Source organism: Amycolatopsis sp. NPDC114504, assembly GCF_055633595.1.
In genome coordinates this window covers 857,800-872,332 of record NZ_JBVKDU010000002.1, presented here as the reverse complement: position 1 = coordinate 872,332, position 14,533 = coordinate 857,800, and the positions used below count along the sequence as shown (strand labels likewise).

Sequence of the window (14,533 nt, the reverse complement as noted above, 5' to 3'; positions counted from 1 at the left end):
TGGGTGGCTCAGTAGGTGGTGCCACCCGAGCCGGAGTTGCTGGTCCCAGCGCCACTGTCAGCCGGAGCCTGGCTGGCGGTGGCGTTGGAGCCGGTGCCGATCTTGCACCCGGCGGGCTCGATGACGAACCAGGTGCCGTTCACGCCGTTGCCGTTCGCGTCACCGGGCTTCGTGTCCTTCGAGAAGGTGTAGACCGGCCAGCCGCCGATGGTGACCTGCTCGGTTCCGTCCGCGCGCTTGATGCTGCCGAGCAGCTTCGAGTCGATGCCCTGCAGCTCGACCTTGCCGTTGGAGAGCACCGGCGGCCAGGTCTTGGCGCAGTCACCGTTGCAGGCGGAGGTCTTGGCCTTCTTGGTGTCCTTCTGGAACAGGTAGAGCGTCATGCCGTTCTGGTCGGTGATCGCCGCGCCGAGGCCGTCGATGTTGCTGGCGCTCAGCTTGACGACGCCCGCCTCGCTGGCAGCCTGCCCGGCCTTCCCGCCCTTGGCGTTCGCCGCGTACCAGGCGCCACCGACGCCCTGGCCGGTCGCGTCGCCGGCCTTGGTGTCCTTGGCGTAGCGGTAGAGCGCCCAGCCACCGACGGTGATCTGCTCGGTGCCGTCGGAGCGCGTCACCTTCCCGACGAGGTTCTTGTCGACGCCCTGCACCTGCACGTCCCCGGTGGCCAGCATCGGCGGCCAGGCCTTGGCGCAGTCACCGTCGCAATTGGACTTCGGCGGCTTGGCCGTGTCCTTGTCGAACCGGTAGAGGGTCATGCCGTTCTGGTCGGTGAGCACCTGCCCGACACTGGCGACGTCCGCGACGACCAGTTTCGACTCGTTCGACGCCGGGGCAGCGTTGCCGACCTGCCCGTTGGCGATCTGGCCGCCGCCGGTGCCACCAGCAGCTGCGGGGGCGATGACCGGCTGAGCAGTTTCGGCACCCGAGCAAGCGGTGAGCACTGCCAGCCCGGCTGCCGCCGCGGCGACGGAGACGGCGATGCGCGTGCGAAGCATGGAAGTTCTCCTTGTGTCCGTTGGGTTTCCCGCCGCTCGGTGCGGCTCCTGATACCCACTACACGGACACTCGGCGAAGACGGTTCAAAGAATTTTCGCCGGGGGCTCACGCCTGGTCAGAAGGGTGCGTCGGCCGGGGCGGCTCGCCGAGGGCGCGGTCGACCAGCGTCGCCGCCGCGCCGGTGTACCCGGACGGGTCGAGGAGAGCGTCCAGCGCCGCCGGGGTGAGGACCTCAGTGATCGCGGGCAGCTCGTCCAGTACCTCTCGCAACGGCCGGCCGTCGCGCACCGCCCGCTGGGACGCCTCCCCGAGCAGTTCCTTGGCCGTCGCCTTGCCGAGCAGTGGCGCGAGCACGGCGGAGAGCCGCTCGGACACGATCAGCCCGTGCGTAGACGCCACGTTCGCCCGCATCCGCCCGGGCTGCGCGGTGAGCCCGCGCGCCAGTTCGGCAGCCGTGTGCGCGGCGCCGCCGGTCAGCCGGAGGCATTCGCGGACCAGCTGCCACTCGGCGTGCCAGACCCCGGCCGAGCGCTCGTCTTCGGTCAGCATCGACTGCGTGACGCCCGCGGCCAGCACCGGCACCTGCAGCGCGGCCGAACGGATCAGCGTCGCGAGCACCGGGTTCCGCTTGTGCGGCATCGCCGTCGAGCCACCCCGCCCCTCGGCGGCCGGCTCGACGACCTCACCGAGCTCGGTCCGGGTGAGCGTCGCGACGTCGACGGCCAGCTTCCCCAGCGCCCCCGCGGTGAACGCGAGCGCGCTCGCGAGGTCCACGACCGGCGTCCGCAGCGAGTGCCACGGCAACACCGACGCGGCCAGCCCGGTCTCCTCGGCGAACGCGGCGGTCAGGCGTTCCGCGTAGTCGCCGAGGGCGCCGTGATCACCGCCGGCCAGGCGTGCGTACTCGAGGTACGCCGCCAGCGTTCCGGCCGCGCCGCCCAGTGAGACCGGCAGCCCGCCGTCCAGCACGCGCCGGACCCGGACGGCCGCGTCCAGCACCAGCTGCCGCCAGCCCGCCGCTTTGAGCCCGAACGTCGTCGGCACCGCGTGCGCCGTCAGCGTCCGGCCGGGCATCGTCGTGTCCCGGTGCTCGCGCGCCAGCCGGGCCAGCGCCTCCGCTGTCGCGTCGAGGTCGGCGGCGAGCAGTCGCATCGTCCGGTCCGCGACCAGCATCATCGCCGTGTCGAAGATGTCCTGGCTGGTCGAGCCGCGATGGACGTACTCGGCTGCCTCGGGCGCGATCGCGCCGACGGCCGACGTCAGCGCCTTGACCAGCCCGACGACCGGGTTCGCCGTCGCCCGCGACCCGCGCGCCAGCTCGACGACGTCGATCCGCACGCTGCCCGCGGCCTCCGTGATCGCGTCCGCAGCCTCAGGCGGCACCGTCCCCAGCCGCGCCTGCGCTCGCGCGAGGGCGGCCTCGGCGTCGAGCATGGCGCGCAACCAGGCCTCGTCGCCGGTCGACGCTTCGGCCGGCGTACCGGCCCGGACCGGGGACAGGAGTCCGGAATCGGGATCGACGGTCATGGGCGCCAGCATCGCACGCGGCTGACCTCGGCTGCGTTCCCACAGCCAGGTCTGGCAGGCTCACCCGCCATGAGCAGCGCCACCTCCGACGAGGAGACCACCGCCTCCGAAGCCCGGGGCATCGCCGCCGAGCACCTCACCTTCTTCTCGGACGCCGTCGTCGCCATCGCGATCACCCTGCTCGCGCTCGAGCTGCCGCTGCCGGAAGGCGCCACCAACGCCGAACTGCTGCGCTCACTCGGGCATCATCAATCCGAATACGTCTCCTTCCTGATCAGCTTCGCCATCGTCGCCGCGCACTGGCGCGCCCACCACCGCCTGTCCCACTACGTCACCACCGTGCGCGGCGGGCTCCTGCAGCTCACCTTCGGCTGGCTGCTGATGATGGTGCTCATGCCCTTCGCCACGAAGGTGGTCGCCGAGGACGGCGGGTTCGAGTTCCGCTTCGTCCTGTACGCACTCGTGCAGGTCGTCGCCCTGGCGCTGTTCCTCGCGATGACCAGGCAGATCCAACGGCACCACCTCCACCGCGCGGACACCCCGCCGGAGCTCTTCGGCGAGTTCTACCGCGGCCTCGGCACGATGATCGCCGCCTTCGCCGTCTCGATCCCGGTCGCCTTCCTCACGCACTGGGCTTACGCGTGCTGGGTCGTCGTTCCGTTCGTGGGCAACCTCCTCTTCCGGCTTCGCCGCCCGGTGGCGGGAGCCTGAGCCGTCATTCGCCGGTGGCGCCGTCGATCCGCTCGCGGACCAGGTCGGCCTGACCGATGTGGCGCGCGTACTCGCCGATCATGCGAAGCATCAGCCAGCGCAGCGTGAACGGTTCGCCGGTGCTGATCCGCGTCCCCGTCTGCTCCAGCGAACTCGCCGCGACGATCTCCCGGGCACGCGCGCATTCCGCGTGCCACAAGGAAAAGGCCTCGCCGACGTCATCGTCCAACGCCGTGAAGTCTTGCTCCGGGTCGTCGTCGGAGTAGTACAGGTTCGGAACGTCCTCGCCCGCGAACTGGATCCGGAACCACCAGCGCTCGACGCCGGTGAGGTGCCGCAGCAGGCCGTGCAGCGTCAACGTCGACGGTGGTACGGACCGCTCGGACAGGCGGGCCGGGTCCAGGCCTTCGCACTTCAGCTCGAAAGTGCGCCGGTAGTAGTCGAGGCTCTCGGTCAGTGCCCGGCGCTCGTCGGCGACCGGAGTCGGGTCGACCCGGTCGCCGGTCAGGCGGTTCGGGGCGACCACCGGGGTGGTGTGTTCGGTCATGTGCGGAGCGTGCCACAGGGGTCTGACAATTTCGGTTCGCGAGGGCGGCCGGTGACCGGGCAACGGCGGGAAACCCCAGTTCAGACACGGTTCCGCGAACCCGGTAACGAATGCCGGGGTGCGACGATCTGATCTTCGTCAGCTGCTTCGATCACCCGTCCCCACCCGGTTGGAGCGGCACTTCCTCGTCCGGAAACAGGAGATCACGACCATGGAGCGAACCGGTCGAAGAACCGCCGTGCTGGCCGCGCTGACCGCAGCGGCCCTCTTCGCGGCCCCCGCCGTCGCATCCGCCGCGCCGGCCCCCAGCACGATCGACGTCAGCGACACTTCGCTTCACGCCGGCGACACCTTCACGGTCACCGAGCAGCTGTACAACCCGACGGACTTCACCGTCACCGGCGCGAAAGCGGCGGTCTACGCCAAGGAAAAGTCGATCACCGACCTGGTGGACCTGGTCTCCTGCGCCGGCACGATCGGCTGCGACCAGTACCTCAGCAGCTACCGCGGCGGCGTCGGCGACCTCGGCGCGGGCGAGAGCCGCACCGTGACGTTCACCCTCCGCGTGAAGGAAGACGTCGCGGGCGGCCAGTTCACGCTGCAGCACCAGTTCGCCGGCGACAACTACGCGTTCAGCGTCGAAGACGGTCCCGCGATCACGATCACGGCGGCGCCCAAGGCCGACGTCAAGGTCGCGCTGACCGCCACCCCGCGCGCCGGCCTGGTCGCCCGCGTCGACTACGTGATCACGGTGTCGAACAGCGGCCCGGCCACCGCGACGGGCGTCCGCGTGACGGCCAACGCCGGCTCGGGCCGCACGGTGACGTCGGCGACCGGGTGCACCCGCTCGGGCGCGAACGTGAACTGCGCGATCGGCACCCTGGCACCGGGCGCTTCGGCCACGGCGAAGTTCACGTCGGAGGGCGGCGTCTTCGCCTGGGGCGCGTTCACGGCGACGGCCCAGCGGGCCGCCAGCGCCCCGGCCGACCCGGTCGCGGCGAACGACACGGCGTCGAAGAAGTGCACGGCCTACACCGGGCTGTTCGTGAACTGCTGACGACTGTCCGTCCACATCAGAGCAAGTACGGCGCCGAGCGTGCTCGGCGCCGTACTGCGTCGGCGGTCTCTTCGATGGTCTGGTCCGACGTGTCGATGACGTTCTTCTCGAGCTCGCCGAGGCCGGCGAACGCGCCATGCATGCCGGTGATGGGCGCGACCTCGGTGAGCTCCCGGCCTTCACGCGCGGTCCCGCGGGCGAGGGTGACGTCGAGGCTCGGCCGCAGCACGACGTAGAAGAGACCTAGAGAGTCGCGCTTCGCGACGTCGCGGAAGGGCTGAAGCGCCCAGGGCCCGATGATGCCGTCGAGCAGGACGTCGTAGCCCCCGCGGGCGTAGCCGCACGCGGCCTCGGCGATCACCCCGAGCACGACGTCGTTCTGCCGCGCGGCCTCGGGCAGGTACGGCGCCACTAAGCCGGTCCGGATCCAGACGTAGAAGCTGTCGGTGTGCAGGTGCACGGTCGGCCGCGGCGCATGTTCGGCGACCAGTCGCGCGACGGTGGTCTTCCCGGCCCCGGGCGGCCCGGTGAGGATCAGCAGTGAACCTGGCATGCAGGCATCGTGCGGTCCGGGTCGATCGAGAACCAGTCTTGACCTTCGGCGCGGCCTCAGCCGGACCCGGTGTGCGGGTGGGTGACAGGCCCCTGGCTAAACTTGGGGCGCGGGCCGTTAGCTCAATTGGTAGAGCTGCGGACTTTTAATCCGTAGGTTCTGGGTTCGAGCCCCAGGCGGCCCACTCAAACTCCCTGGTCAGCGGCCTGCCGGTCGCCACCGGTCAAGATCGGCTCCCCGGGTTATCCCCGGAATTGGGTCCGACGGTTTATCCAAGAGCCCTGCAAGGCGGACCCTCCGGGGCCGGCGGGGCGTGCGAAGACCGGCTATGAACCTATAAAGGCGCCAGTCACCGCAGGCGACTCATTGCTCATGACTTCGATGCCGGCTTCGGCACTGTGGACGTGCAACGTCTCGTCTCGCCATGGTGCCGCCGCTTCGCAACCGAGAACGGCTGTCACAGCAAATGCCGCTGTGATCCAGAAGTTGACGTGGGTGGACTTGCGCAGGTCAAACGGAATCATGGTTGTCAGCCTGCTTCCTGAGCTATTGCGATTGATGCACAAGATGCCCTCGCCGGGCGGGCAGGTCTCCGAGATGGCCGGCCGGGGTGCGGAGCTTGCGTCCGTGTGCGGCCTGGCGGCATCTCGTCGACCTCCCCGAGGGCTATCACGTCGTGTCAAGGGGGCGGGCATCGAAGACGAGGTCGCCCAGGAGCTGTGGTGCCCCCTTGACACGACGTGACCGGGCTTCGCCAGGTCGACGAGATGCCGAAAGGCCACCCACTTGTAGTCAGGGATTGAGATCACTGAACAAGGGGGTATACGCGCTTCCTGGTCGGAGCTACCGTGCAGAAGCCCCGTGGTCCGAGGTGTTGGTAGCACTTCGGAACGCGGGGCTTCTCATCACTGGGTGATGGATGCGCCCGCAGCCTGGTTGATGATGAGCTGCGCAGCGTGCACCGCGTCGACGCGGTTGTGGTACCGCTCACTGGTGGCGAGCACGTTGCCGTTACTCGAAACGATGTTGAAGTACCACTGGTATCCCGACGGGATGATCTTGAACTTCATTGATCTGACTCTCTACTAGCTGGGGTGTCGCAGCGTGACCGCCGCGAACACAGCTTGACTGTTCGTTGCATCGTGCGCAACTGGCTCGTCAGTCTCAGACCACAACATGTGGGGGGGCAGATCCTACAAATCTGCAATATATAGCGATGTTTCGAGTGACAGTGTTGTAGTTACGGGCGCGTACGGTCCAAGAGTGACTACGGTAAGTGCGCGGCAAACGATTTCGGACAGTTAGCCTTACCTGAGATTCCTCGTACGCATGTTTGTCTCGAAGTTCACTCTTATGGGGTAATTTCGCGGGCTGCGCGCGCTTCATGGAAGGGGCTTGCTTGCCTTTCGGCCGGTACCTGCTGGCCACGATGGCCGCCCGGAGGGGGCTTGACGACAAGATCATCTGGCCGGATTGTCCCCGGAATTGGGTCCGACGGTTTATCCAGGAGCCCTTCGAGGGCCTTCGCCGTGATCGGGTCCACGGTCCTCCGGCCCAAGTAGGTGTCCTGCGTCATCGACACCCGAGAGTGGCCGAGGTGATCAGCGATCAGCCGCGTCGGGACGCCCGCGTCGTCCAGGGCGGTCGCCGTCGTCTTCCGGAAGTTGTGTGACGTCAGCCAGAGGAAGTCGTCCGATCCCCGGATTTCACGGAGTACCCGCAGGACGTTATTCGGGTCCCGCAGCGTGCCGGTCGTGCTGGCGAAGATCGGGCTAACCAGAGGCCGGCCATCCGCCTTCGCCTCAGTCCACCGCCGCTCCAGCAGGGCCAGCGCCCAGGAAGGCAGGGGGAGCGCGCGCATGCTCGATTCGGTCTTCGGCCGAGGCTTGCGGAGCAGGCCCTCACCCTTGACCCGCACGACCGTGTGCGTGATGTCGATCGTGCCCTCGACGAAGTCGACGTCATCCCAGAACGTCGCCAGTGCCTCACCGACCCGGACGCCCGCCGCCATCATGAAGCGCGAGAGGTCCGGCAGGTCCCAGCGCCGGGCCTTCTCGTTGGCCTCGACTCGCGCCAGCCACTTCGTGCGTTCCTCCGCGTCGAGGGCCCGAGGCTTCTTCTTGCTCTTCGGGATACGGCGGGTGTCCCGCGTCGGGTTGCTGTCGATCGCGTCGTACCGCGCGGCCAGGCCGAGCATCCCGGACAGCGCCGTCCTCGCGGTCTTGGCCGTCGACGCCCCGACGGTCCGTTGGAGAGCGCCGAGGAACCGGTCCAGCCGCATCACGGTCGCTTCGCGCACCCGCAGCTCACCCATCCCGGGGACCACGTGCCGCTTGAGGATGGACTCATAGGTGTTGATGGTCGTCGGCGACTTGATGCCCTCCCGCACGTCCTGCTGCACCTGTTCGATCCACACGGCGGCGAGATCCTTGAGCCGGGTTTCCCGCGTGATCTCGCCGGTCGTCGAGCCCGACCAATCGAGGATTGCGTCACGAAGTCGTTGTGCCGCTTTGCCTTTCGTCTTCCCTGAGCGCTCTACCTCACGCGTCTGGCCGTCGAAGTCGCGGAAGAGGGCGCGAGCCCGCCAGCCCTTCGCAGTTGCCGAATAGCGGATCTCCCCGTACGTCCCGATCTCCAGCTGAGGGCGAGGCATCACGCCACCTCATCCGACAGCTGATCCACCCACGAACGGACGTCCTCCTGGCGGTACCGGACGTACTTGCCGATCCGACGGCCGGCCGGACCGTAGCCCTTGGCCCGCCACTGGTACAGCGTCGACACCGGGACGCCCAGGTAGTTCGAGACGTCCTCGACCGTCCACAGCCGACTGAACCCCGCGTAGTTGTTCATGCCTCCCCCTTCCAGATCAAGCCACGAGCTGAGTTGCCGAAGTTTCCGGACGGTCCCCTGGTGGTCCGGCGGCAGCGAGTAGCGCGCGGTCGTACTCGGCCTTCCACGTGATCCGCTCCGCGATGGCCCGCATGACCAGGTGCGGACGGGGCGGTACTTGCGGGTCGCCGGGCTCGACCTTCCGCCACACCAGTCGGGCAGGGTCCGGTTGTGGCTTCTCGATCCCGATCGCCGCCAACGCCTGCGTGACGAACGCCTTGCGGTCGACTTTGTGGTCGTCGAGGGTCTTCCCGGACCACTTCCGCGACACCAGCACCCGACGGCCCGGTAGTCCGAGCGTGGTCCGGCGGTGAGCGCGTCCCTTGCACTGGCCGGGGGTGGTCTTGCTGCCCGCGCCCTTGGGCTGGATCCCGTAGAGCAGCCAGACCGCGCAGCGCGGCGAGCACGGCGTCACGGACAGCTCGGCGTGCAGCCGGTCGTGGTGATCCCGCAGCCGCGCCGTGTCCGCCTCGACCACCTCACCAGTCGACTTGGTCAGATACTTGGTCAGGTAGCCGATGTGGCGGCCGGCCTCTTCGGTCCCGCCGAGGATGCCCTTCGAGTGCACCTGCTCCCCGAAGGTGGCAACGTGCGCCGGCTCCTCGACCGCTTCAACCGCGTCATCCCAGCTGGTCAGCGGCTCGCGGGTGTCCGGGTCGAGGAACATCCGGGTATCGCCGTCCCAGACCGGCAGCCGGTCGACGTAGAGCACCTGGTCGTGGTTAGGCCACCAGACCTGGTGATACGTCGCTTCGGTGACCTGCCGGATGACGTCATGCGGGATCGCCCCGCGGATCGCAGCGTGCAGGTGCGGAGCCGTGCGCTTCTGGGGTTCGACAGTCGCGAAGTACTGCGCGTCCCAGCCGACGACCCGCCGGAGGTTCTGCCACCACCGATCCACCAATGCCGAGAAGTGCACCGCATCCCGAGCCGCCCGCCGATAGTCATAGCGCGACGGGTCGACCGGGGCCCCATCCCGGACGGGGCCGTAGGTGTCACAGGTGAGCGTGACGAACATCGAGGGGCGGAACTTGCCTGCGTACTCCCGCCCGATGGTGGTCTTCGCGACCTTGCGCCGGGGCAGGTTCGGCGCGTCCTGCCGACGGCGGGTAGAGCGCTTGACGGCCCGCTTGGTCGGGACGTCGAGGGCGGGCAGCCGACCGCGCATCCCAAGTTGCCGAAGTTCCGCATCAACCCCGGCGACCTCCTCCCGCAGTTCCTCAGCTTCGGCCTGGTCGTGGTCGACAACCTCCCGGTACGCCGCGACGAGGTCGGCGCGGTAGGTCAGCAGCTCCTTGTGGTCCTCCGACGGCGGCTCGGCAGCGAGGATGGGCTCGTCGGTCATGTGCCAGCCCTCGCGGCACTGGGCCTGCCGAAGCGCCTTCGCCTTCCGCGCACACGGCAAGCACACCGACTCCACAGTGGACCCACACGGCACCGGGACGTAGCGGAGTTCGCCGGTCTCGGTGTCGCCGACCTCCATCGTGAAGGGCCGGACGCAGACGCCGTGCTTCTCCGCCGTCGCCCGGATCACGTCGGCGGCGAGCGGTGTCCGCATCCGTTCAGCCCGCGTCCCGGCCGGTGAGGTCTGTTCTTCCGTCATCAGGCAGCCACCTCCCCGGGGCGGGACCATTGGCGAAGCTGGAACACGGGCATGTCCTGCCGTTGGCCGGCGGGCAGGTCCGGGAACGTCGCCGGGTCGTAGGCGACGCTGCTGTAGACGTGCACCGGGATGCCGCACGGCGTCCGGCCGTTGACCGACAGGTGCACCGAGCCGCCGTCGTGGACCCGCCAGAGCGAGGCCGACACGTCATCGAGCGTGTCTGCCCAGGTCAGCAAGGCCCTGGCGACGTCGGGCAGCCGGTGGGCGTCGAGCTGGACTGTCAGCGGGTCCGACCACGTCCGCACGGTCAGCGCTGCCACCGAGGGCAGTTGGTGCAGGTCGAGGTGGTCCCGGATGGTGTCGAGGAAGACCATCAGCCGGTTCACGCGGCCACCCCCTCGCCGCCGAGCGCGGGACGAGCCGTGCCGCCGTTGGTGACGTACTGCTCCAGCGCCTTCACGGTTTCGTCCGACACCCAGCCCGCGCGGATGCGCAGCGGTTCTCGGATGCCCTCGCCCCACACGAACCCCACCCCGGCTTCGCTGTCGCCGATGCGGTTGGCCCACGCGCCCCGCTCATAGGCGCCGTCGCCGAGGACCATGCCGACGTGCGTCTTCGACGTGACGCGCAGGCAGACGCGGCGCGTGAACAACTCACGGACCGGGACGGTGTCTTTGGTCGGTTCCTGCACGTAACCGCGCACGGAGATGTTGAGCGCCCGCCCTTGGGTGTTCAGCAGCGCCACGCGCTCGACGATCTGTTCGCGGGTCTTCCGGTCCGTGTACTTGGTCAGGGCGCCGATCTCGTCGAACTCCAGCAGCTCAAGCGGATAGTCGGTCGAGAGCGGGATGGTGCGGACGTGGCCGGCGAACTCCCGCTTGCGGGATTCCATCTCCTCGACCAGGCCGTCGAGCACCTCGAGCGCATCCTTCCCCGACACCGCGTACCGGGTGAAGATCCCGCGCCCGTAGGCCAGCTCCATCCCCTTCGGGTCGATCCCCGACATGCGCACCAGACCCGACCGGATCGCCGGTGCCGCCGCGACGAGCGGGCACCACATGACGCTGTTCTTGCCCGCACCCGACGCGCCAGCTGTCAGGCAGTGCGCGCCCGAGCCGAGCAACGGGACCCGCCAGTCGTGCCCGTACTCGGTGCGACCGGCCCACACCTTGCGGAGATCCACCGAGGATTGCCCCTCCGGCAACGCGGGGGAGTGCACGAGCGTGGCGAGCTGGTCCCGGAGTTGGAAGTCGACGGAGACCACATTCGGAGCCAGTTCCCGCACCTGACACCGGGCGACCTTCCGTGCCGAGGCCAGGGCGCGGGCCGCCTCGTCGAAGTCCTCGGGCTTCTGGCCGGGCACGAGCTGTACCCGCACCTCATCCCACGACGGCCCTGAGCGGACGCCGAGGACCTTGGGGACCTGCACCCCGGACTGCCGAGCCGTCGCCCGCGAAGCCTTACGACGACCTACCAGGTTCACGGTGACCTCGACCGGCAGCGCGGCGTCCCGGACGCTCAGGCCACAGGCGTGCAGCCAGCCCGGGAGCTTGAGGTGGTAGACCGCCCAGCGCAGCCACCACGACCGCAGCGGCCGGCCGCACCACTGGTCGAACGAGGTGACGTCGAGCAGTCGCCACACGCCGAGGATGAGGGCCAGGCCGCCGAGGTTGACGACGAGCCAGACCCAGCCGACCCAGACGCACCACAGGTAGACCCCGATCACGGTCAGGCTGGTGCGCCAGTGAATGACGACTTGGGAGAACAGCCAGAACACGACCTTGCACGCCCACCACAGGCCGACGAACACGACCACCATCGCGGTCAGCAGCTCAGCCATCGACGCCAACGCGCGCCCGATCTTCGCCAGGATCCACACGCCGAGTCCGAGGCCGGCCAGGGCGAGCATGAGCATTCCGGGAGAGGCCATCACCGACCACCACCCGGCACCGCCGAGAGATCCAGCGGCAACGCCCCCGGGCAGGGGGCGCACTGGGTTTCGCCGGGCAGCAGCCGAGCGAACCGCTTGCATTCCGAGCATCGCGAGCGGGTGACCCCCACTGGCGATGGTTGCTTGTCATCGTCTAGCGTCTGCATTGTTCACACCTCGCGGTTGTGGACAGCGCAGGAGCGGCATGGTTGGTAGCCGAGTTTCCGCTTCTGCGCCTTGCCTTTTTGGTCGCCGCATTTGGGCGTGCGGCATCGCCGTGCGACCCGCGCACGTTGTGTCTAATGTGGACTAATCTAGTTGGACTTGTGTTGCTCGCGGTACCGTCGTTCGCGGTCGGCTATCGCCCGATCGATATGGGCGACGCAGTTGCGGCAGACGTGGTAGCCGTCCAGCTGGAGGAACGACCCGTGTCCGCACATGCGGCAGATGAGCCACTTGAGCCGGACGCGGCGCAGGCGCTTGTCCCGGTACGGGTGATCGCGTCGCCAGCGGGTGAGCCGTAGCCTGGCACTCACCGCTTCACCTCCTTTGTGGAGTGTGGACGGGAGGCACGGGGACGGTGGCAGGGCCAAACTTCCAACCGCCCCGTGCCGAACTTAGGTGCCGGGCTCGCTCGGCTCGTTCTGCAGAACCTTGACCATTTCGTCAGCCGCGTCGCGGAGTTCGCGGAGGAACCTGACGAACTCCGGCCACGTCGCCGGGCCACCCGGTGTCGTGATCGCGATGCTGTCCTTGTCCAGGTACATCACGAGCGCGGGTTGGTTGTGGTGGATTCCGACGACCTGCATTCCCGCGACCGCTTCCGGCCCGGGGGCCCACGTCGCGTTGAACGCCATGGCCTTGTCCTTCCTCGTTGTCCGAGCGCGCCTGCCACAGGAGCGCCTGTTCCTCGAACCCCTCGATTGCGGCGGTGACGGCCGCGAGCACCCACCAGGAGAGCTGGCCCTGACTCGCGAGATCCCGCCAAGCTGCCGCGACGTCGACCGAAGCGGCAGCCAGAGCCTGAGCGGTACGGCCGTCGGCCTGGTCACCTGCCCGTGTCGACAGGTCTCCATAGCGCCGGTAGGCCGCCTCCCAGGCCTCGACCAGGTGCCCGGGTGCCAGCGCGATGCTGCCGTTCCTGGGCACCAGGGCTCCCATCACGCGGCCTTGGGCGTCGACTCGGTGTTCGCCCGCGTCGACTTCGCGCCGCCGCCGGAAGCTGCCGACTTGAAGCCGGTCGCCCGGTACACGTACGACTGGTACTTGAACTCGCCCTGACCAGCGACTTTCGGTTCGGCGGTCAGGCCGTCGAGTTCGACCGGTCGCATCCCCGGCAGCGCTTCCGCTGTGGTCGGCACCGGCTGTACGTCGGCCAAGAGCGTGATCTCGAACGAAGCGCGCTTCGCCTTCGTCTCGTCCGGGTCCGTGACGGTGGCCTTCCACTGCCGCTTCCCGGTGACCTCGTCGACGCGCTGCCTGGTCGGCCGGCCAGCCGCCTTGTCCTCCCTGGACTGGTACTCGTTGTCCGGCGAGACGTCGCCGACCAGCACCAACCCCTGCGGGAAGGCGTCGTCGAAGCCGATCTCGAACCGGTGTCCCCTGGTGATCGCCATCGTGTGTCCCTTTGCTCTTCGTGGTGCCCGCCGTCCGGGCCTGCGCTGGTCCGTTCGAACCAACCTCGTATACGAAGGTAAACCTCGTATGTGAAGCTGTCAACATACGAGGTTCATGAGACGATGACCGCCGACGACCAGGAGGAGACATGTCAGAGCTGCTGTTCGGCGACCACCCGGAGTTCCCGGACAACGACGAGCCCCGCTACAAGCAGATCGCCAAGGAGTACCGGGCGCGGATCATCAGCGGCGAGCTGCAAGACGGGGAGAAGCTGCCGAGCGAGGCTCAGCTCTGCGAGATCCACGACGTCTCACCGATCACCGCGCGCGCAGCGATGCGCCTGCTGCGGGAGTGGGGCTTCGCGAACGGCATCCGAGGCAAGGGTGTGTTCGTCCGCCGTCTGGACAAGCTGACCCGGATCGCGCCGCTGCGCTACTTTCGAGGTCAGGAGGCACGCACGTACGTGCGCGAGGCCGAGGCCGCGAACGTCGAGATGCAGGTCGAGCACAAGACGACCAAGACGACGGCGCCGGCCAACATCGCCGAGCGGCTGGGCATCAACGAGGGCGACCCGGTGACCTGCACGCGCTACTTCATCCGGATGGGGAACCCGCCGCAACCGGTCACGAGCAGTCTGGCGTGGGAGCCGTTGGCCCTCACAGGCGGGACGGACATCGAGCTACCGCACGAGGGCCCGCATGCCGACAAGGGCATCGTCGATCGGTTCTCGGCTATCGGGCACGAGGTCAACCAGGTCGAAGAGCGCCTCGACATCCGCACGCCGACCGCCGAGGAAGCGAAGCTGCTGGACATCCCGGCCAACCGGCCAGTCGTGCAGATTACGCAGACGTTCCGTGTGGCAGATCGATTCGGCGCGGAAGATGACCTTGCCGTCGAGACCGCCGACATCCTCTTTCCAGCGGATCGCTACGAACTTCGCTATGTCATGGATGTCCGGTAACCGAATACTACTCAGCGTAGCAACTTGATGACCTAACGTTCGAGTGGTAACTCCAAAGAGTGATTAACTGTCACGGTTCATGTATATGAGTAACGGCGCAGCCTATCCAGCGACATAGCACCGTAAAAGTCGAAGGAGGACG

At 68.2% G+C, this 14,533-nt stretch carries 17 protein-coding genes and 1 tRNA gene; 4 read left to right on the top strand and 14 right to left on the bottom strand.

Going from position 1 to position 14,533, the window contains the following annotated elements:
• Nucleotides 1–8: 8 nt before the first annotated feature.
• Both ACZ7PG_RS15965 and ACZ7PG_RS15960 read right to left on the bottom strand, forming a co-directional pair.
• On the bottom strand, nucleotides 9–995 hold the full coding sequence (locus ACZ7PG_RS15965; RefSeq protein ID WP_470239794.1) for an SCO0930 family lipoprotein: 987 nt from the start codon (nucleotides 993–995) through the stop codon (nucleotides 9–11).
• Between the two features lie 106 nt (nucleotides 996–1,101).
• Nucleotides 1,102–2,523 carry a nitrosuccinate lyase gene (locus ACZ7PG_RS15960; RefSeq protein ID WP_470239793.1) on the bottom strand — a complete coding sequence of 474 codons (1,422 nt, stop codon included), beginning with the start codon at nucleotides 2,521–2,523 and terminating at the stop codon, nucleotides 1,102–1,104.
• Nucleotides 2,524–2,592: 69 nt separating this feature from the next.
• On the opposite strand from ACZ7PG_RS15960, the gene ACZ7PG_RS15955 reads away from it, so the two are divergent.
• Nucleotides 2,593–3,234 (top strand): TMEM175 family protein, encoded by a 642-nt coding sequence (locus tag ACZ7PG_RS15955; RefSeq protein ID WP_470239792.1) that lies wholly within the window; start codon nucleotides 2,593–2,595, stop codon nucleotides 3,232–3,234.
• 4 nt (nucleotides 3,235–3,238) lie between these two features.
• On the opposite strand, the gene ACZ7PG_RS15950 is transcribed toward ACZ7PG_RS15955, so the two are convergent.
• Complete coding sequence (locus ACZ7PG_RS15950) at nucleotides 3,239–3,781, bottom strand: DinB family protein (RefSeq protein WP_470239791.1); 543 nt, start codon at nucleotides 3,779–3,781, stop codon at nucleotides 3,239–3,241.
• A gap of 211 nt (nucleotides 3,782–3,992) precedes the next feature.
• On the opposite strand from ACZ7PG_RS15950, the gene ACZ7PG_RS15945 reads away from it, so the two are divergent.
• The gene (locus tag ACZ7PG_RS15945; RefSeq protein WP_470239790.1) at nucleotides 3,993–4,838 is read left to right on the top strand and encodes a COG1361 family protein; all 846 of its coding nucleotides are present in this window, start codon (nucleotides 3,993–3,995) and stop codon (nucleotides 4,836–4,838) included.
• A gap of 16 nt (nucleotides 4,839–4,854) precedes the next feature.
• On the opposite strand, the gene ACZ7PG_RS15940 is transcribed toward ACZ7PG_RS15945, so the two are convergent.
• A complete protein-coding gene (locus ACZ7PG_RS15940) occupies nucleotides 4,855–5,391 on the bottom strand; it encodes an AAA family ATPase (RefSeq protein ID WP_470239789.1) in 537 nt (178 codons plus the stop codon).
• 111 nt (nucleotides 5,392–5,502) lie between these two features.
• Here ACZ7PG_RS15940 and ACZ7PG_RS15935 point away from each other — a divergent pair.
• A tRNA-Lys gene (locus tag ACZ7PG_RS15935) sits at nucleotides 5,503–5,575 on the top strand.
• Nucleotides 5,576–5,717: 142 nt separating this feature from the next.
• Here the strand turns inward: ACZ7PG_RS15935 and ACZ7PG_RS15930 are convergent.
• The 10 genes from ACZ7PG_RS15930 to ACZ7PG_RS15885 form a co-directional block, all read right to left on the bottom strand.
• Nucleotides 5,718–5,915, bottom strand: coding sequence for a hypothetical protein (locus tag ACZ7PG_RS15930; protein ID WP_470239788.1), 198 nt, complete (start codon nucleotides 5,913–5,915; stop codon nucleotides 5,718–5,720).
• Between the two features lie 381 nt (nucleotides 5,916–6,296).
• Nucleotides 6,297–6,461 (bottom strand): YegP family protein, encoded by a 165-nt coding sequence (locus ACZ7PG_RS15925; RefSeq protein WP_410638061.1) that lies wholly within the window; start codon nucleotides 6,459–6,461, stop codon nucleotides 6,297–6,299.
• A gap of 281 nt (nucleotides 6,462–6,742) precedes the next feature.
• Nucleotides 6,743–8,044: a tyrosine-type recombinase/integrase gene (locus ACZ7PG_RS15920; protein ID WP_470239787.1), complete on the bottom strand. Its 1,302-nt coding sequence runs from the start codon at nucleotides 8,042–8,044 to the stop codon at nucleotides 6,743–6,745.
• Entirely contained in the window at nucleotides 8,044–8,241 is a 198-nt protein-coding gene (locus ACZ7PG_RS15915) for a helix-turn-helix transcriptional regulator (protein ID WP_470239786.1), read from the bottom strand. The genes ACZ7PG_RS15920 and ACZ7PG_RS15915 overlap by 1 nt, the downstream gene beginning before the upstream one ends.
• Before the next feature lie 16 nt (nucleotides 8,242–8,257).
• On the bottom strand, nucleotides 8,258–9,883 hold the full coding sequence (locus ACZ7PG_RS15910; RefSeq protein ID WP_470239785.1) for a replication initiator: 1,626 nt from the start codon (nucleotides 9,881–9,883) through the stop codon (nucleotides 8,258–8,260).
• Nucleotides 9,883–10,269, bottom strand: coding sequence for a hypothetical protein (locus tag ACZ7PG_RS15905; RefSeq protein WP_470239784.1), 387 nt, complete (start codon nucleotides 10,267–10,269; stop codon nucleotides 9,883–9,885). Before ACZ7PG_RS15905 ends, ACZ7PG_RS15910 begins: the two co-directional genes overlap by 1 nt.
• A complete protein-coding gene (locus ACZ7PG_RS15900) occupies nucleotides 10,266–11,813 on the bottom strand; it encodes an FtsK/SpoIIIE domain-containing protein (RefSeq protein ID WP_470239783.1) in 1,548 nt (515 codons plus the stop codon). Before ACZ7PG_RS15900 ends, ACZ7PG_RS15905 begins: the two co-directional genes overlap by 4 nt.
• Nucleotides 11,814–12,127: 314 nt before the next feature.
• A complete protein-coding gene (locus ACZ7PG_RS15895; RefSeq protein ID WP_470239782.1) occupies nucleotides 12,128–12,349 on the bottom strand; it encodes a hypothetical protein in 222 nt (73 codons plus the stop codon).
• Nucleotides 12,350–12,430: 81 nt separating this feature from the next.
• The gene (locus ACZ7PG_RS15890) at nucleotides 12,431–12,670 is read right to left on the bottom strand and encodes a hypothetical protein (RefSeq protein ID WP_470239781.1); all 240 of its coding nucleotides are present in this window, start codon (nucleotides 12,668–12,670) and stop codon (nucleotides 12,431–12,433) included.
• Between the two features lie 303 nt (nucleotides 12,671–12,973).
• Entirely contained in the window at nucleotides 12,974–13,429 is a 456-nt protein-coding gene (locus ACZ7PG_RS15885) for a hypothetical protein (RefSeq protein WP_470239780.1), read from the bottom strand.
• Between the two features lie 149 nt (nucleotides 13,430–13,578).
• On the opposite strand from ACZ7PG_RS15885, the gene ACZ7PG_RS15880 reads away from it, so the two are divergent.
• Entirely contained in the window at nucleotides 13,579–14,391 is an 813-nt protein-coding gene (locus tag ACZ7PG_RS15880; protein ID WP_470239779.1) for a GntR family transcriptional regulator, read from the top strand.
• Nucleotides 14,392–14,533 lie beyond the last annotated feature (142 nt).